The following is a 17,877-nucleotide window of genomic DNA, read 5'->3' on the forward strand; positions in this document are numbered from 1 at the left end:
TCTCTTATCTTGCGGAAGAATGCGCTGGCCGGGCACCCGCGGTGCAGCGGGTCAGCGCGTCCTGCGCAGGGGGGTCTCAGTGGGTGGAACAGGGCGGCGCCGCCTTGCATACCACGCGGCGGCCGCCAGCGCGGCCGCGCCGCCCGAAGCCGCCGCCGCAATCCCCGCTACGGCGGGAGCCGGCATGCCCCCGCCGTCTCCCTCAGGTGGAGCTTCGGGCCGGGGGTTGTCCACCGTCCCCCCGATGCGCGAAGGACCGGTCGGAAGACCGCGGTAGAAGAAGTCGGCCATCCAGGCGACGATCTCCTCTTTGTGGTCTGTAAACAGGCCGTGTCCCACGCCTTCCACCGGACGGAACTCCGCGGTCACCCCGACTTGCTCCGCTCTCTCAACGATCGCGAGCGCGGCGCTGTAGGGAACGAACGGCTTCGCATCGAGAGTGCCGTGAACGATGAGCGCCGGCGGCTCGCCTGTCTCGATCAGCGAGACATCGATCCAGCCTCCGACGGCGGCGCAACGCGACGTCCCCGAAGGATGGCCGGGGTTGCCGCTCTCGCCCGCGTCGCCGGCGTTGTAGTTGACAAGGAGGGCGACAGTACCGCCCGACGAGTAGCCGGCGATGACGATACGCTCCGGATCGACGCGCCGGGCGACGGCATTGGCGCGAAGCCACCTCACTGCCGCCTGGGCATCGTGCTGCGCGTCGACGACGGCTTGCGGCTCGGGCGGGTCATACGTCGGGATCTCGGGACGGATGCGGTGATTGATCGAGACGACGACGTAGCCCCGCTTGGCGAAACGGGTCGACATCTCCACGTCCAGTGCGCCCGCCTTGTCGCCGCTGTTGAAGTTCCCGCCGTGGACCCACACTAAGGCCGCACGAAGCGGTTCGATGTCTCCCGCCGGCTCGTAGAGATCGAGGTATAGGGTCTGCGCCACGCCGTGGTGATCCAGCGCCTGCCCATAAGGGATGTCGCGGGTGACCGTCAGGGACTGAAAGACCTCGTCCAGATAGCGCCGGCCGTCGGCGGCCGCCGGGTCGAGCGATGGGAACGCCACCGCAGCGAAGAGGGCGGCGACGGCTATCGCGAGGAAGACCAGAGGCTGCTTTCTCATCTCTCTGCCTTGATCAGCGTACGGCGGCGGGACGCGGAACAGCCTCATGCTATCCGGGATTAATCAGTTGGGAAACGGGCGAGGAGCCCGTCGGCCCGGTACCGCGATCTTAGCACCGCCCATGTACCCGTCAACCGAAACTGCCTGCTCCCCGTGAGGTCAGAACAGCGTCCGCGTCTCGAAGCGGTTGAGACGGCGGATGGTGAGGGCCACGACGATCGCCGTGACGAGCGCCATCAGCACGAGCGCGCCGACCCCATCCAGATTGGCCTCGAATGCGCGGACATTCGTCAGCAGATCGGCCACGCCGAGAGTGTACTGGCGGACACTGAGTATTCGCGTGCCCTCGAAAAGCTCGGTTACCAGCCCTTCCCAGATGAAGACGTATATCAGCCCGACGACCAGCGCCCGCGCCGTCAACAGGCTGAGGAGCAGGAAGACGGCGGAGTAGGCCAGCGCCCCGAGACCGAGGGCGATGACGAAGGCCGGAAGAACGCCGTACCCCGAGCCCTGAAGGGCGATGCCCGCGGAAGCCGCCGCCGAGAGGGAGACGAGGGCGGCTGCGGGGAGCCACGATGCGGCCAGCTTGGCGGTGATCACGTGCGCGCGCGACAGCGGCTTCGAGAGCAGGTAAACGATGGTGCCGTCCTCGATCTCCATCCCCAACGATGTCGTGGCCAGGACGAGCGTAACCAGCGGCAGCACCGTGGTAACGATGAGGCCGTTCAGGAGCGTGTTCGCCGTCCAGTCGACGGGATCGGTTTCGGAGTCTCCCGCTCTGAAGACGAGCGCGACCAGAAGCGGGAGCAGGGCCAGCGCGACCAGCGCCAGGGTGCGCCGCTTGCCCAGCAGTTGTCGCAGCGAAAGTATCAGTATCTCTCTGTTCATCGGTTCACCAGGTACGAGAATACGCTTTCGAGCGATTGATCGGCCGGTACCAGCTCGTAGAGCGTTACGCCGCTTTCCCTGGCGACGACCGGAATACGTAGCGTAAACGCGCCGAAATCGGAGACGCGGACGCTCAGGCCGCCATCGACCAGTTCGATCCCCCGCACCCACTGCATCTCAACGAGCGCCGCGGCGAGTCTGCGGTTATCGCTCGAACGGATCACAAACGTATGCGGACGGTCGGTCATCAGGCGTCTGATGCGGTGAAAGTCGCCCGATGCGGCAAGACGCCCCGACACGATGACAAGCACGTTGTCCGCCAGACGCTCGACCTCCTCCAGGATGTGCGACGAGAAGACAATCGTGCAGCCCGTCGCGGCGAGGCCTCGCAAGATGCTCATCATGCGCAGCCGCTGGGCGGGGTCGACGCCGTTAAACGGCTCGTCGAGCAGCAAGAGCGAAGGCTCGTGAACGAGGGCGCTGGCGAGCTTGATGCGCTGCTTCATCCCCTTTGAGTAGCCGCCCGTCGCGCGGTGCTGGGCGTCTTCCATCTCCACCGTCCGAACCGCCCGGGCCGTCGCCGCCGCCGGGTCAGGCAGCCTGTGGAGCCGGGCGTTGAGGAGAACGAACTCGTACCCGGTCAGGAACGGGTAGATCGCCTCGCGCTCCGGCACCAGCCCCGTGTAGCGGAAAAGCTGCTCGTTCCGCCACGGAGAGCGGCCGCGGACCGAGGCGGAGCCGCTCGAGGGCTTGAGAAAGCCGGCGATCATCTGGAGGATGGTGGACTTGCCGGCGCCGTTCGGGCCGAGAAGGCCGACGATGCCGGGGCCGATGGAGAAGGAGACATCGCTGACAGCGACGATGTTCCCGAACCAGCGCGAAGCGTTGTCGAGCCTGATTACAGGTTCGTCAGCCCGAGTAGCGGCCGGCGGCGTCTCGCGTTGTTCTATCACAAGCTCATCCGTCGATAGCGAAGATGCGTCATGAACAGGGCGACCCCGACCGTCAGGACCGCGGCCAACGCGTAGACAAACAGAGGCACATCGGCGAGCGCGATCTCGCTCCCAAGGCCGTCCACGGGGGGCCCTTCCGGTGTCACGCCGAAGACCCAGAAGGTGAACGCCCGAACGACATGAAAGCCGCTGAAGAGGAGCGAGTACCTGAACACACCGCCGCTGTCGGCATTGATGAGGATCGACGCCAGGATCCAGCTCACGGCGAAATAGGCGACGATCCCTCCCGATGAAAGCGGCCACCGGTCCGTCTGCGAGCCGATTGCCAGAGCGATGCCCGACCAGAGCACGGCGATCATCGCGCCGCCAGCCAGTATGGGGCCGATGTCCTGCCAGTTCTCCCGAAGGTAGTCCGACGGATCGCTCTCCGCCATGGCATTCCCTAAGAAGACCAGCGCTTCCGGCACGAGCGCCATGACGAGCAGCCCCGTCGATAGCGCCGCGAACTTGGCGAGGATGTAGTCGTCGCGCAGCAAAGGCCTCGAAAAGTAGAGGGCGAGGGTGTGGTTGCGCTGGTCCCGTCCCACCAGCTCCGGCGCGACGACGGCAACAAACAGGGCCAGCGGCCACTGCACGAACTCGTAGTAATCGTCGACGGATATGAGGTCGAAATCGATCACTTCCACCGTCGCTACCACGCCGAGCTGGATGACCGCCGGAAGCAGCGCGATGACCGCCAGGGCGAAGGGCAGTATCTTGCTGGAAGTGTGCCGGCCAAAGCCGAAGATGCCGCGGAAACTGGCGATGTAGAGGGAGAAGACGGCGTAAAGACGGCCGAGCCGCATGCCCTCGTACCCCCGGTACCCCAGATCGTAGACGCTGCCTTCGGCTTCAACTGAACGCGACATCGTCCACGTCCGCCTCTGGAGTGCGAAAGAGGTCTTCCAGGCTCTGCCGGCCCTGCTCCAGGCGAACCAGCCCCAGCCCGAGCTCGGCGATCCTGTCGCGGATCAAGTCGTACGTCTTTTCACTGTCGAGACCCACGAGGATGCGCCCGTCCTTCTGTTGAAGGGTGAGGCCGTCTCCGCGCAGCCGCTCAACGAGGGTCGACGGGTCGCCTTCGACCTCGACAACGAGGACCTGCTTGCGTTCCGTGAATGACGCGAGGGGCGCCGAACGCACGAGGCGCCCGGCATCGATCACGACGAGGTAGTTGCATACACGTTCGATCTCCGCCAGGAGGTGGGATGCCATGATGACGGCCATTCCGAACTCCTCGCCGGTCCGGCGCACGAGGTCGAGCATATCGTCGCGGGCCTCGGGGTCGAGTCCGTTCGTGGGTTCGTCCAGCAGCAGCAGGCGCGGATCGTGGACGAGGGCCTGGGCCAGCTTCACCCGCTGCTTCATCCCCATTGAGTAGCCGCCCATCTCGCGATAGCGTTCCTCGAACAGGCCGACGTGCCGAAGGGTATCGGCGGTGCGCTCCCGCGCGGCGGAGCGCGGCAGCCCGCTCATGCGCGCCATGTGGGCGACGAACTCGGTCGCGGAGACGTCTGTGGGCAGGCAATCGTGCTCCGGCATGTAGCCGACGTGGCGGCGGAGGTCGATTTCCTGGCGTGTTACGTCGAACCCCAGGAGGCGGGCCGAACCGCGGGTAGGCTTGATGAGACCGAGGAGGATCTTGATGAGCGTGCTCTTGCCGGCGCCGTTCGCGCCTACGAGTCCGATGATGCCCGGCTGCAACTCCAGGTCGAGCGAGTCGAGCGCGGTGACGCCCGAGTAGAGCTTGGTCAGCCGCTGCGTCGCCAGGATAGTCATGAGGGTATCCTAGCGCAAAGTGAGGCGGCGCGCATGGTCTACGCGTGAACCAGCGAGGGGTCGGAAAGAACGGGGCCGGCGCCTGTGCTCCGCAGTACGGCTAGTACTTGGAGACGTTGAGCTCCTCCATCTTCCCCGTCACCATGTAAACGGCGCGCTCGCAGATGTTCGTGACGCGGTCGCCGATCCGCTCCAGGTTGTGCGCCACCCAGATGATGCGCGTTGCCTGCTCAATCGTGCGCGGGTCGCCGAGCATGTACGTCAGGAGCTCGCGGTAGACCTGGTCGTAGAGGGCGTCGACCTCGTCGTCCTCGTTCATGACCGCTCTCGCCTGGTCGGCGTCCCGTTTCTTGAACGCTTCCATGCTCTCCCGCAGCATGCGAGAGGCCGCGTCCGCCATCCTGGGGATGTCCACGTAGGGCTTCAGCGGGGGCTCGTCGGCCAGCATGACGGCGATCTTGGCGATTCCCTCAGCGTGGTCGCCCATGCGTTCGAGGTCGACGATCATGTGCAAGACAGCGATGATGGTGCGAAGGTCGCCGGCCAGCGGCTGCTGAGTGGCGATGAGCTCCAGGCACCGTTCCTCGATATCGTAGCGTTTAAGGTTGATCTTGAGGTCGTCGGCGATGACCTGCCGGGCAAGCCCGACGTCGCGGCCCTTCAGCGCCTGGACGGAACGTTGAATGGCCTTCTCGACCATATCAGCCATGACGAGCATCTCGCCCTGGACTTCAGCAAGGTGGCGTTCGAATAACGTGCGAGGCATCGTTTGTCCTGTCTAGCCGAAGCGGCCGGTGATATAACCCTCCGTGCGCTTGTCGCGCGGGTTGGTGAACACCTGTCGCGTCCGTCCGAACTCCACCATCTCGCCTGCCCTGTCGGCCGCCATCATCATCACCGCCGTGAAGTCGGCGACGCGCGCCGCCTGCTGCATATTGTGGGTAACGATCACGATTGCGTAGCTCTTGCTCAGATCGCGCATCAGGTCTTCGATCCGGAGGGTCGCCACGGGGTCGAGAGCGCTGCAGGGCTCGTCCATCAGGATCACTTCGGGCTCGATGGCAAGCGCGCGGGCGATGCAAAGGCGCTGCTGCTGGCCGCCCGACAGGGTAAGGGCGTTGCGCTTCAGAATGTCTTTCACCTCGTCCCAGAGCGCCGCTTGCCGCAGGGCGCGTTCCACGATGTCGTCCAGCCGGCCGGTGTAGCCGTTGATCCGCGCGCCGAACGCCACGTTCTCGTATATCGACTTCGGGAACGGGTTGGGCTTCTGGAAGACCATCCCGATGCGCCGGCGAACGTCGACAGGGTCGACCCCTCTGGCATAGATGTCCTCACCCTCGAACAGGACGAGGCCGCCGGCGCGAAAGCCGGGCACGAGGTCGTTCATGCGGTTTAGGCAGCGAATGAGCGTGCTCTTGCCGCAGCCCGACGGGCCGATGACGGCGGTGACACGCTGCCCGGGGATGGAGAAAGTGATGTCGCGCAGCGCCTGAAACTCGCCGTACCAGACGTTGAGCCCACGGATGTCGATTATCGGTTCGCCAAGAGACGGCTCTTCGACGTCGGATCGAAGCTCGGAGAACTGTGCGGCGTAGCGCCCGACCTGGACCGCGGGTCCCTGTTCCTGGACCATCATTTGCCTACCCTCTTGTTCTCGACTGGAACCGGTTGCGCAGCACGATAGCGACGGCGTTCATGCTGAGCAACACGACCAGCAATACTATGATAGCAGCCGCCGCGTTGGTTGCGAACGCGGTCTGCGGACGCGACGCCCAGTTGAAGATCTGGATCGGCAGGACGGTGAAATGGTCAGCGGGGCTGCTCGGCACGAAGGGGACGAACGCCAGCGCGCCGATCATGATCAGGGGCGCCGCCTCGCCGATGGCGCGCGAAAGGGCAAGGATGATGCCGGTCAGCACGCCCGGCATCGCGACGGGGAGCACCTGGCGGGACACCACCTGCCATCGAGACGCCCCGACCGCGTACGCGGCCTCGCGTATCGAGCCCGGCACGGCGCGCAAGGCCTCCTGCGAGGCGATTATCACGATGGGGAGCACGAGAAGCGCCATCGTGAGGGAGCCGGCGAGGACGCTGCGGCCCAGCGCCATCGCCCGCACGAAGATCGCCAGCCCCAGGATGCCGTAGACAATCGACGGCACGCCGGCCAGGTTGGCGATGTTCGTCTGAATGACGCGGTTCAGCCAGTTGCGCGAGGCATATTCCTCCAGGTAGATCGCGGCGCCGATGCCGACGGGCACGGCGAAGGCGGCGGTAAGCCCCATCATCCACAGCGTCCCGAAGAGCGCCGCCTTAATGCCCGCCTGATCGGGGTTGCGGGAGGGAAAGCTGTTGATGAAGTCCCAGCTCAGGCGCGAGATGCCGCTCCGCGTAACGTCGGTCAGCAACACAGCGAGCACGGCGATAGCGAAGCCCGTCGCCGCGACGCAAAGCAGGAAGAAGCCGGCGGCAGTCGCTTTGCGCGCGAACAGACGGCGGCGGAACGTTGTCTCTTCCACGCTCATTCGTAGACCTCCCGAAAGCGCTGGAGCAAGTACTGACTGACGATGTTCATCGTCAACGTCATCACGAATAGGGCCATCGCGACGGCGAAAATGGTGCGGAACTCGAGGCTGCCCTGCGGCGTATCTCCCAGGCTCACCTGCACAATATAGGCCGTCATCGTTTGCACGCTCTCGAGCGGGTTCCATGTCAGGTTGGGGGTCGCCCCCGCCGCCAGGGCGACGATCATAGTCTCGCCGACGGCGCGTGAGACGGCGAGGATGAACGAGGCGACGATGCCGGAGAGCGCCGCCGGCACCACGACCCTCATCGACACCTCGAACCGGCTGCTGCCCAGGGCGTAAGCGCCCTCCCGCAGGCTGCGGGGCACGGCGCTCATCGCGTCCTCGCTCAGGGAGGACACGAGAGGGATGATCATTATTCCTACCACGGCGGCCGCGCTCGCCGCGTTGAAGATTTGCGTGCCTGGGAAGAGCCGCTGCACGACCTCCTGTGAGACGAAGGTCAGGGCGAAGAAGCCGAAGACGACCGTGGGAATGCCCGCGAGCACCTCGAGGACGGGTTTGACTATGCTGCGGAGCCACGAAGGCGCGTACTCGCTAAGGAATACGGCCGTGAGCAGGCCCACCGGCAAGGCGATCAGCGCTCCGCCCGCCGCTATCAGCAGGGTGCCGGAAAGCAGGGGCAGAATGCCGAAGTGCTGGGGTTTGAACTGCGGCGTCCACTGCGTATCGGTCACGAACTCGACGAACGACACCTCGCGGAAGAAGCCGACGGTTTCCTCGAGAAGCGTAATGATTATGGCCGCGGTGGCGCCTACGGAGAGCAGGGCGCAGAGGAAGAGGACGCCGCCTATCGCGGCCTCGCGCAGCCGTCGCCAGCGTCCGTGGAGGAGGTTGCCACGCCTCGCCGGGCTCGCGCCCAGGATGTCCGGTCCAGTGGTCATCCTTACCGTCTTTCCTCAGGAATGCGGCCCGGCCCCTCGACTGTGAGAGCCGGGCCTTCCCGTCAAAACCGCTGGTCCCCCTACGGTATCTTCGCCAGCCCTTCCTCGTACACCTCGTCGGGCGCTTCCACGTATCCGACTTCCTGTACGAGCGCTCTACCCTCAGTGAGGTAGAAGCGCATGAAGTCGGCGACCTCCGGGCGCTCGAGGGCGTCGGCGCGCACGTAGACGAAGAGCGGACGCGACAGCGGAGAGTACTCGCCGCTTAGGATGCTCTCGCGCGAGGGAGCGACGCATCCGTCGCCGTCGTCGACCGCTACCAGCTTCAGCCTGTCGGCGTTCTGCTCGTAATAGGCGAATCCGAAGTAGCCGAGCGCGTTCTCGTCGCCGGCGATGCCCTGCACGAGCACGTTGTCGTCCTCGCTGGCCTGATAGTCGGCGCGGCTGGCGTCCTCTTCGCCGACGATGACCTCGGTGAAGTAGTCGAACGTGCCGGAATCGGTGCCGGGGCCGTAGAGCCTGATCGGCCGGTCGGGCCATTCGGGGCGTACGTCGTTCCAGCTATCGACCGTGCTGCCGGGCTCCCAGATGCGCTTCAGCTCGTCGACGGTCAGGCACTCCACGAAGTCGTTCGCGGGGTTGACCATCACCGAGAGCCCGTCGAAGGCGACCTGGAACTCGACCGGTTCGACGCCGTTGCCGGCGCAGGCCTGTCTCTCCTGGTCACGGATGGGACGCGAGGCGTCGTTGAAATCCGTCTCGCCGTTGCAGAACTTCTGGAACCCGCCGCCGGTGCCGGAGATACCGACAGTCACGTCGACGTCATCGCGCGTGTTCCCGAACTCCTCCGCCACGGCCTCAGTGATGGGGAAGACGGTGCTCGATCCGTCACCGCTGACCGTCGTTCCGGCGCCTCCGCAGCCGGACAATAAGAGAGCCGCCACCACGGCGGCAACGACGGGAACAGCCGGCAGCCAGAGCCCGTGTCCTTTTCGTCCCTGTCCTGACATGTAGTCTCCTTTTCCTCTCTTTTCTTTTCTTCACAAGAAGGATAGCCGTCTTCCTTAAACGTTTAGTTAACGGCGATAAACAGGAGGTAAAAGCTGAGGGACAATATGAGGCTAGCTATCGGCGACCGGGATGGAAAAGCGGAAGGTCGAGCCCTGCCCCTCCGTGCTGTCGACGCTGACCGTGCCGCCGAAGGACTCGATGATGTGCTTGACTATCGCCAGGCCGAGGCCCGTTCCGCGGTCAACCTGGCTGCTGCCCGCCTTGTAGAAGCGCTCGAAGATGCGCGGCAGCTTTTCGCGCGCGATGCCGATCCCCGTGTCCGTCACTTCGACCTCCACCGCAGCGTCTGCGAGCCGCGCCGATACCCGCACCGACCCGCCTTCGGGGGTGAACTTGACGGCATTATCGAGAAGGTTGACGGTCGCCTGTTCGAGGCGCTCAGCGTCGCCCACGATGGTCGGCAGGCCGGGGGCGATATCAAGATCGAGGCGGAGACCCTTCCTTTCGGCCTGCGGACGCATCCGCTCTACCGCCCGACTCAGCACAGGGCCAATGTCCACCGGCTCTTTCGTGAAAGGCGCCTGCCCTGATTCGAGCCGCGACAGCTCAAGCAGTTCCGTCACCATCCGCGCGAGGTGGTCGACCTCGGCGTCGGCGCGGACGAGGAACTCCTGCGCCGCCGCTTTATCGTCGAGCGCGCCGGACTGTAGCGTTTCAATGACCGCCTTGATGGAAGCCAAGGGCGTCCTGAGCTCGTGCGAGACGTTGGCGATGAAGTCGCGGCGCGTTTCTTCGAGGCGTTTGCTCTCCGTTATGTCACGCAGGACCAGCAGCGAGACCCAGCGGCCGCCGTCCGCTATCGGCTCGACCGTCAGCAGCAACGAACGGCCGCCCGATTGCTCGACCACGGCTGTCTCGCGGCTCTTCCCCTCGCGGCTCGCCTGGACGGCCCTCAGGGCCCCGTCGTCGGGGAGCGCCCACGCCAGGGAGTGGCCCAGCAGATCCTCTTGCCTCCCCAGCAGGCGCTCGGCGGCGCGGTTCACCAGGGTCACGCTTCCTTCGGCGTCAAGCGCCACCACGCCATCGGAGCTGCTATCGAGCACAGCCCTGAGGCGGCTGCGCTCTTCGGAAAGACTGCTCATCATCTCGTCGAGGTCCTCCGCCATCTGGTTGAAGGCGTCGGCAACCTCGCCCGCCTCTCCCGAAGGCCGCGGGCTCACGCGACCCTTCAGGTCGCCGGAGCCGAAGTTCCGGGCGGCGACGGCTAGACGCTGCAGGGGCCGCACGATGGCGCTGCCGACGATCAGGCTGAGGAGAGCAGCGAGCGCGCCGGTTACGATGACCGCGGTCACGATGGAACGGGTGATGTCGGAAAGGGTGGAGTCGATGGCGGCGAGCGGCTGCGCGACGCGCACGACGACGGGCGGCCCGCCGCCGGCAAAGACCGTCCTCGCAACGTAGCTGAAATCGACTCCGAGCGTGCTGCTGTGCCGCTGGGCTGCCCCCTCGCCCGTCGCGAGCGCCTGCCGCACCTCCGGCCGGTCGCCGTGGTTCTCCATCGTGGCCGGGTCGGTCTCTGAGTCGCCGAGGACGGCGCCGTCGGCGGCGATGACGGTGATCCGCGAATCGACGCCGGCGCCGAGCCTCTTGACCAGGGCGTCGATAGCGGGCTGCGGGGCCCCGTCTTCGAGAAGAGGGCGCACGGCATTCGCCACAACGCTCGCCTGAGAGCCGAGGTAGGCTTCGGCGTTGGCCCGCATGTCGGAATCGACCTGGCGGACGACGTAAACGCCCAGCGCCGCGAAGGCGGCGACGATGAGCAGGACGAAGGCCGCTATGCGGAGCCGGACGCTGCCGAGCATCTCAACCATCGAACCGGTAGCCGGTGCCGCGGACGGTCACAAGGCGGACCGGCTTGGCCGGGACGGGCTCTATCTTCTGTCGCAGCCAGTTCACGTGGACATCCACCGTTCTCGTGCCGCCTGCGAAGTCGTACCCCCAGATCTGGTCGAGGAGTTGTTCGCGGGTGAACGCGCGGCCGCGGTTCCGCAGGAAGAACGTGAGCAAGTCCAGCTCCTTGGGCTTCAGCGAAAGGGCATTCCCGGCGCGTGACGCTTCGCGCCGCCGCAGGTCGACCGTCAGGTCGCCGGAAGAGAGGACGTCGCCGGACTCCGGCGGCGCTGCCTCCGAACGACGCAGAAGAGCGCGCACCCGCGCCAGGAGCTCCCGCATGCTGAACGGCTTGGTGACGTAGTCGTCGGCGCCGATCTCCAGCCCGACGACCTTGTCGACCTCTTCCGTCTTGGCGGTGAGCATGAGGATGGGGACCCTGCTGTCGCGCCGCAACCGACGGCATACCTCGAAGCCGTCCATTGCGGGAAGCATGACATCGAGCACAATAAGATCGGGGCGACTGTCGCGGGCGAGTGCGAGAGCGGACTCGCCGTCAGCGGCGGTAATGGCGCGATAGCCTTCGCGCTCCAGGTTGTACTTGACGGTGGCAGCGAGCGTCGGTTCGTCGTCGACGACCAGGATTGTCTTCACCGGTCACCACCCGATTTCCATTCATTATATTCGTTTCGAGAGGCTGTCACCATCGAGTGCGCTCGTCCAGATACATTCCGTACACCATAATGCCACGTGGGGAGAGGAAGATATGGAGTGCCTATGCAGGTGTACGGAGCTGTTTTACCGGGCGCTGCCGCGGTCGCCAGGTATCTTCCCGCTGCCGCGGCTCATGTTCGAGCGGAACCTCGACTTTCGGCGAAAGCGCGCCAGCGTCTGAGAATCATTCGGTGGTACGAGGATCATGGCCGCAACGCCAGGTTTACCTGCCGCCACTTCGGCATCTCGCCACCAGCGAGGGAGTCAACAGGAGGGCCTGATCAGGCGCGTACGCGCAATATGGCCTCATGATCAGACGATAACCGAACGAGATTAAGTACACAGACTCCTGGCTGGCGGCTCACGGTATCCGGAGTCGCACAGCCCGCCAGTTGCGCCTCCCCCGGCAGATGGCGGCGAGGTTAGAGCCGAGGAAATGCTGGCACCGAACACCACGGACGATTAGTGTCGCCTCCTGTCTCCCTTAGCGGCAGTCGCACTCCGCCGCTGGCTCCACCAGGTTCGAGTTCAGCGCCACGAGCACGGCGTCGAGCGAGCTCATCACTCCGTCCTTGTTTACGTCGAAGGCGGGACTGACGACCATCTCGGGGTCGGGGATAGGGTTCCCGTCGTTGGGGTCATCGTCCTGAACGCCGTGGACGCGTTGGAGGACGCGGACGTAGTCGAGGGGGCTGGCGACGCTGTCGCCGTTTACGTCGGCCACCTCCTTGTCGTCGTCACAGATGTCGTCATCCGTGTTGCGGTCAATCGGCGACGTGCCCCATCCCATGACCTCCATCGCGTCGCTGATGCCGTCGCCGTCGCTGTCTTTGACGTAGTCGCTGGAGCCGAAGAGGGCCTCGATATCGGCGGCAAGACAGTCCCTATCGTTGTCGACGATGCCGACGCACGACGGCTTGCTGCCCGGATCAAGCGGGTTCGTGCCAGCAATGACCTCGGCGCCGTCCAGGGCGCGGTCGCCGTCCGTGTCGGCGACGACGGGGCTTGTGCCGGCCGTCGCCTCGTCGATGTCGCTCAGCCAGTCGTTGTCATCGTCGTCGTCGCAGGCGTCGCCGAGCGCGTCGCCGTTGGGGACGGTGACGTCGTCGCCAGCGATGACGGGCCCGTTGGCGATGGGCAGGGCGTCCGTGTTGAGCTGATCGGGGTTGGCGACGAACGGGCAGTTGTCGGAATCGTCGGGCACACCGTCCTCGTCGGCGTCGGGCGGGTAGAGCTCGATCGGCTCGCCGGGCGTCAGGTCTTTGCCCGCGAAAGCGGGGTAGCCAGTCGCGTAGCGGTAAGCGCGGAAGACCCAGTTGGAGCCGGGCGGGTCGCCCTGATAAACGGGGCCCTGGTCGTTCACAGGGTTAACGTAGCGCCAGACGGTTTCGCCGGCGGAAGTGACCTCGAAGATGATGCCGGGGAAGCCCGAGCAGATGAACGTGTTGCCGTTTGGAAGGCGGTGCGCGCCGGATATGATGGCGGAAAAGAAATCGCTGGGATTTGGCGCGGCGTACACCCACGAAGGGTCTTGCGGCCCGTAGGCCTGGCCGGGTGTCAGGGCGTAGTTCCCGGAGCCGTCCACAGGAGGCACCAGCTCCTCGACGGACGAATACCACGTGCCCGGACGCCCGAGGCCGTTGTTGAACACGAGGATGTTCCCCGCTCCCGATAGTCCGGGCCTGATCCACTGCGCGTCATGCTGGACCCAGAACTTCTGATCGTCGGCGTCTCCGGCGTCGTAGGACTGCGGGTTGCCCCAGCGGTAGAGGAGGTCGCCGCCCTTGCCGCTGTTGCCGCCCGAGTGTCCGGCGGCTTCCGCGGTCGTTGTGCTGTGATCGATCACCCAGATCTCGCTGAAGTGGCGGACGCTGAGCATGATTTGGTCGAGTTGCGGGTTGTAATCGACGGCGTTCATGTGCAGCCAGTCGGCGTACCCGGTGTAGCAGGTGAATGAGCACGAGAAGTTGAGGTCGATCAGCTCGGGATGGTCGGCGACGACGCCGTAATTCTCCTTCGCGGGGTCGTAGTCCTGCACCAGGTGGTCCCACACGTGCCATTCCCAGACGACGTTGCCGCCGGAGGGCAGCACGGGCTCGACTTCGATGATCATCTCGGAGTAGATTTTGCCGTCGATGAGGAGATCGAGGTCTCTACCCGCGGCGATCGCTTCCGCCTCCGTCTTGTACTCCCAGGCGATGAGAAGCACGTTGCCGTTCGGCAATACGGTGAAGTCGTGGTGCATGAGGTGCTCGTCGCTCGGGTATGTGTACTCCCAGAGCAGGGTGCCGTCCCAGTCGTACTCCTGGATCTTGACGCCGTCGGCGCCGTTGAGGGGCAGACCGGGGTCGATGCTTTCCGTTGGCCGGGCGAGGCGCATGAGATGGCCGTTCTCCAGCAGACGGGCGGTGCCCCCGGGAAGCCAGTCGTGCTGCCAGGAATGGACAAGCCGGCCCTCGTTGTCGATGAGATACGTTGTGTCGTAGGACATGGGGGCGAACAGGGTGTAGCCGGCGAAAGAGCCCTCTGCGTTCAGGAAGAGGCCGACGGTCTGCTCCTGCCCCTGGAGGGTCGCCGGGCCTAGCCCGGCCCCGAGTACCAGCGCTGCCAGGACCAGAAGCTGCGCTATTCTTGGAGCGCGCACAAACACCTCCCGGACGCAGTACGCCATCGACCAAGGGCGGGGGGATGGCGCTCATTATATCAACAACGGGGATGCTGTCAATTCCTTACAGCGCGCGAAGCAGGTATCGCCGCACCGCGGTGCGCTGGAAGGCGAGCGCGTGGCCAGCCGGGAGACGAAGGATGTTGGAGGCGCGTATCCAAGTGGTACTGCTCGGTGGCGCTGTTCAATACGCTGAAGCTGGCCAAGCTCATCGGCGCCCGTAGAGACAGGCCATCTGCTGGCAACCGCGGTGCCCCTCAGCGAGGGGCCCCGCGGCTTTACATCACCACCACATTAGCCATGTGCTGATCCAGCTCCAGTCATTGGGTTGAAAGGAGCCACCGGGGGAAGCGAGCACCGCGACCAGAGGACCGTAACCGGATGCATAGTCCGGCGGGTCCCACAGTTGACTCGTACCAAACCATAGCTGATTGGCCGGAGCCTGGGCGAATACGGGCTCGCAACCCCTGGGCGGAACCGACTGACACTCAGCGGAACCCGGCGCGTAATAATGGTTGTTGAACGCCATCCACATGGCGCTGCCCAGAAAGTTCCAGCCGTTCACGACCTTCGCGTCGGGGCCGGTCTTGTAGATGGTCCAGTACTCCGCGTACGGATAGCCGCCCACGTTCTCCTGAAAGCGCACCGAGGCGCCGCGCTTGCAGTTGTTCGTCCCCTGACGGTTGTCCCCGCTAGTCGCAGTCCATGGGCAAGGGGAATCCCTCAATGACGCCGCAGTTCCAGGCAGCAGCAACGATAAGGAAAGGCCAAGCTACCAGGCCAATCAGGAAGAGTGTGCCTGCCACGGTGCCGCGCGGGGAACCACCCAGGCGGCGGGGCTTGTGGTGATAGAAATGGGCCGCACACACGTTGGAGGTGTGCCGCGGGGCGTGCAATCACCGTACACCACTGTGATCATGTCTGAAGTTGGCAGCGACACCCCCTTTGGGTGTTCATAGTACAGGCGGCTGACATGGGTTACGGGAAGGCCCTCGAACTCCTCCCCCAGCCAATACACGGGATAGCCGTCGAACGCCTAGACATCCGCAATGCCCATGTTGCCCGTCATGTCGCCAGCCGACGCTGCGGGTGCGACGTCGCTCATGCCTCTATCGGCAAGCGCGGCAGTTCCACTCAAGACACCCCAGCAGAGCACGAAACCTATGACAGGCGCCATGAACCAGACGACAAGCCACACGGTGCCAACTCGCCGCAACTGTTTCCCCAGCCTCATCCGGCACCTCCTTCTGCGCAACTACTGCTGCCACCAGCGTCCGAGAAGGAGCCATATTCTACCGTTCGCGAGCAGTTTGTCAAGCTTCTTGTCTTGACAGAAGATACATGTGCCACTTTTCGGTTGACGGTGTTAGAACACATCTTCTAAGCTCTGGCCATTCTCCAACTGATAGCACAGGTGACGCGAATGGTTGACGTACGGATCGATACGAGGGGCGTGCCCAAGGCTCCCGTCTACGAGGAGGCGCAGACGGTTCACCACCGTCAGTCCCTCGCCGCGCCCGATGCCGCAGACCCCGAGTCCGCGGCCGTCGGCGTCAATTGCGCCGGCTACCGCCGCGTCCGCTTCGACATCGACACCACGGGCAGCAGCGGCCTCACCGCCCTCAAGGTGCAGATACTCAACTGGAACGCGGCCGCCGGGAAGTACTTCCGCGGCGCCGAACGGGAATTTAGCGAGGCGGAGCTTGCCGCCAACCCCGTGCCCGCCCTCGAAGCGGAGGTGCGCGGCGCCACCGTCTTCCTCAAGGTCGTGTCGGCGACGGCGACCGCGCTGTCGCTGAACGTGTACGCCACGCCGAGCTAGGAGCGCATGATGGGGCGGCTGCGTCTTTTCGGTGAGCTTATCGAAGCGGGCGGCGCTATCGAGGGCGTCGTCGGCGAAGGCGGCGGTGGCCACCAGATCGCGCGCGTCGTCCGCACGAGCGGCGACTACCAGACGAGCAGCACGTCGTTCGTCGATATCGACACCGATAACCTCGCTATCAACCTCACCACCGGCGATAGCTGGGTCATGCTTGTCCTCGCGGGCTCCCTCTACGTGAGCAGCATCCAGTACGCGTGCATCGACTTCACGATTGACGGCGAACGCGTGGGAGGCGCGAAGGGCGTGCAGCAAGCGCAGGCGGCGTACATGCAGTCGGCGCACTTCGTCTGGCTGGCGCAGGTAGCGGCGGGGGGCCACGTCTTCCGGCCGCAGTGGCGGGTGACCGGCGGCTACGCCAACCTGCGCGCCAGCGACGCCGAGACGCCGCTCCTTTTCGCCGTGATAGAGATGCAGTAGGAGACGAGATGGAGATCAGGGTCGAAAAGCCGCTGCGTTTGGACCAGCTCACCGACGAGGTGCAGAAGGCCCTCCCGGGCGAGGACGTCGACTCCCGCATTCACGGTCTCAGCGCCCGTTTTCTCGACGACGGCGGGCGGTTGCTCCTCATCCACACGGCGGGCGCGGATCTCGACGCCGGAGAGGAAGCGACGGCACGGCAGGTCGTCGACGCGCACGTGCCCGACTCGAAGTGGGGGCTGAGTGCCGATCAGAAGGCGCTCGCGGCCATCCTCGAGCGGCCCGCAGGCACTCTTTCGACGGCGGAGGTCGAAGCCGCGCTGCGGCTCGCGGCAAGAACGTTGCGGCTGACGGAAGTCCCGCTGTCGCCCCCGGCCTATGACCAGCCCGTCTAGCAGGAGCGAAGAACAGTGAACCTGACCGAAATGAGAACTATGGTCCGCCGCGACCTCCACGACGAAGACCCCGCCGACTACCGCTGGTCGGACGATGAGCTCGACCGGCACATCGCGCGGGCGCTGCGGGAGTTGAGCCTGGCGATACCCCTGGAAGCGATGGCCACGCTGACGGCCGCGCCCGACAGCCGCGACGTCTCGCTGGCGTCGCTGGCGGACCGCGTCTGCGTAGAGGCGGTCGAGTACCCCGTGGGGGAGTATCCGCCAGCGTACGTCGGCTTCTCGCTGTGGGGCGACACCCTCACCCTGCTCGTCGATTCGCCGCCGCTCGCCGCGCACGACGTCAACGTCTTCTATGGAAAGCTGCATACGCTTGACGAGAGCGGCTCGACCCTGCCGCCGAAGCTTGAGGAGATCGTCGCGACGGGTGCGGTCGCCTACGCTGCCCTGGAGTGGGCGAGCTTCGCCGTGAACAGGATCAACGTGGGCGGCAGCGACGTGTGGCGCAGCTATCACCTCCTGGGCCAGGAACGGCTCTCGGCGTTCGCCGCCGCCCTTGCCCGGCACGGACGCCGCAGCGGCGTGCGCAGCCGCCGGCTCTACAGCGCTGCCCGCGCGCTCGAGTCCCAAACCGATTTCGCCGGTTCCTGAGTCCGTTAATC

19 protein-coding genes are annotated in these 17,877 nt (G+C 65.2%); 4 read left to right on the plus strand and 15 right to left on the minus strand.

Annotated elements, in window-relative coordinates; all coding sequences use genetic code 11:
- Positions 1-51: 51 nt before the first annotated feature.
- From QME71_01975 to QME71_02045, 15 genes are all read right to left on the minus strand, one after another.
- Positions 52-1,116 carry an alpha/beta hydrolase gene (locus tag QME71_01975; protein ID MDI6857064.1) on the minus strand — a complete coding sequence of 355 codons (1,065 nt, stop codon included), beginning with the start codon at positions 1,114-1,116 and terminating at the stop codon, positions 52-54.
- Positions 1,117-1,275: 159 nt separating this feature from the next.
- A complete protein-coding gene (locus QME71_01980; GenBank protein ID MDI6857065.1) occupies positions 1,276-2,004 on the minus strand; it encodes an ABC transporter permease in 729 nt (242 codons plus the stop codon).
- A complete protein-coding gene (locus QME71_01985; GenBank protein MDI6857066.1) occupies positions 2,001-2,957 on the minus strand; it encodes an ABC transporter ATP-binding protein in 957 nt (318 codons plus the stop codon). Before QME71_01985 ends, QME71_01980 begins: the two co-directional genes overlap by 4 nt.
- Positions 2,954-3,865 carry a hypothetical protein gene (locus QME71_01990; protein ID MDI6857067.1) on the minus strand — a complete coding sequence of 304 codons (912 nt, stop codon included), beginning with the start codon at positions 3,863-3,865 and terminating at the stop codon, positions 2,954-2,956. Before QME71_01990 ends, QME71_01985 begins: the two co-directional genes overlap by 4 nt.
- Entirely contained in the window at positions 3,849-4,775 is a 927-nt protein-coding gene (locus QME71_01995; GenBank protein MDI6857068.1) for an ABC transporter ATP-binding protein, read from the minus strand. Before QME71_01995 ends, QME71_01990 begins: the two co-directional genes overlap by 17 nt.
- A 100-nt stretch (positions 4,776-4,875) precedes the next feature.
- On the minus strand, positions 4,876-5,541 hold the full coding sequence (phoU, locus tag QME71_02000) for a phosphate signaling complex protein PhoU (protein ID MDI6857069.1): 666 nt from the start codon (positions 5,539-5,541) through the stop codon (positions 4,876-4,878).
- Between the two features lie 12 nt (positions 5,542-5,553).
- Positions 5,554-6,408 carry a phosphate ABC transporter ATP-binding protein PstB gene (gene pstB / locus QME71_02005; GenBank protein MDI6857070.1) on the minus strand — a complete coding sequence of 285 codons (855 nt, stop codon included), beginning with the start codon at positions 6,406-6,408 and terminating at the stop codon, positions 5,554-5,556.
- 7 nt (positions 6,409-6,415) lie between these two features.
- Positions 6,416-7,297 (minus strand): phosphate ABC transporter permease PstA, encoded by an 882-nt coding sequence (gene pstA / locus QME71_02010; GenBank protein MDI6857071.1) that lies wholly within the window; start codon positions 7,295-7,297, stop codon positions 6,416-6,418.
- Positions 7,294-8,241, minus strand: coding sequence for a phosphate ABC transporter permease subunit PstC (pstC, locus tag QME71_02015; GenBank protein ID MDI6857072.1), 948 nt, complete (start codon positions 8,239-8,241; stop codon positions 7,294-7,296). The genes pstA and pstC overlap by 4 nt, the downstream gene beginning before the upstream one ends.
- An 80-nt stretch (positions 8,242-8,321) precedes the next feature.
- Positions 8,322-9,251 (minus strand): PstS family phosphate ABC transporter substrate-binding protein, encoded by a 930-nt coding sequence (locus QME71_02020; protein MDI6857073.1) that lies wholly within the window; start codon positions 9,249-9,251, stop codon positions 8,322-8,324.
- A gap of 111 nt (positions 9,252-9,362) precedes the next feature.
- Positions 9,363-11,123, minus strand: a complete 1,761-nt coding sequence (locus tag QME71_02025; protein MDI6857074.1) for an ATP-binding protein — start codon at positions 11,121-11,123, stop codon at positions 9,363-9,365.
- Positions 11,116-11,796 carry a response regulator transcription factor gene (locus QME71_02030; protein ID MDI6857075.1) on the minus strand — a complete coding sequence of 227 codons (681 nt, stop codon included), beginning with the start codon at positions 11,794-11,796 and terminating at the stop codon, positions 11,116-11,118. The genes QME71_02025 and QME71_02030 overlap by 8 nt, the downstream gene beginning before the upstream one ends.
- Before the next feature lie 544 nt (positions 11,797-12,340).
- Positions 12,341-14,500 carry an aryl-sulfate sulfotransferase gene (locus tag QME71_02035; protein ID MDI6857076.1) on the minus strand — a complete coding sequence of 720 codons (2,160 nt, stop codon included), beginning with the start codon at positions 14,498-14,500 and terminating at the stop codon, positions 12,341-12,343.
- Between the two features lie 304 nt (positions 14,501-14,804).
- Positions 14,805-15,149 (minus strand): hypothetical protein, encoded by a 345-nt coding sequence (locus QME71_02040; protein MDI6857077.1) that lies wholly within the window; start codon positions 15,147-15,149, stop codon positions 14,805-14,807.
- Positions 15,150-15,557: 408 nt separating this feature from the next.
- Complete coding sequence (locus QME71_02045; protein MDI6857078.1) at positions 15,558-15,755, minus strand: hypothetical protein; 198 nt, start codon at positions 15,753-15,755, stop codon at positions 15,558-15,560.
- Between the two features lie 189 nt (positions 15,756-15,944).
- Between QME71_02045 and QME71_02050 the strand changes: the two genes are divergently transcribed.
- Genes QME71_02050 through QME71_02065 form a run of 4 tightly spaced genes read left to right on the plus strand, consistent with a single transcriptional unit; the run spans position 15,945 to position 17,866 of the window.
- Complete coding sequence (locus tag QME71_02050) at positions 15,945-16,343, plus strand: hypothetical protein (protein ID MDI6857079.1); 399 nt, start codon at positions 15,945-15,947, stop codon at positions 16,341-16,343.
- A 6-nt stretch (positions 16,344-16,349) separates the two neighbouring features.
- Positions 16,350-16,820 carry a hypothetical protein gene (locus QME71_02055; GenBank protein MDI6857080.1) on the plus strand — a complete coding sequence of 157 codons (471 nt, stop codon included), beginning with the start codon at positions 16,350-16,352 and terminating at the stop codon, positions 16,818-16,820.
- Positions 16,821-16,828: 8 nt separating this feature from the next.
- On the plus strand, positions 16,829-17,215 hold the full coding sequence (locus tag QME71_02060) for a hypothetical protein (GenBank protein ID MDI6857081.1): 387 nt from the start codon (positions 16,829-16,831) through the stop codon (positions 17,213-17,215).
- 15 nt (positions 17,216-17,230) lie between these two features.
- Positions 17,231-17,866, plus strand: a complete 636-nt coding sequence (locus QME71_02065; GenBank protein MDI6857082.1) for a hypothetical protein — start codon at positions 17,231-17,233, stop codon at positions 17,864-17,866.
- Positions 17,867-17,877: the final 11 nt, after the last annotated feature.

Source organism: Dehalococcoidia bacterium, from assembly GCA_030018455.1.
In the GTDB taxonomy this organism is placed as follows: domain Bacteria; phylum Chloroflexota; class Dehalococcoidia; order DSTF01; family JALHUB01; genus JASEFU01.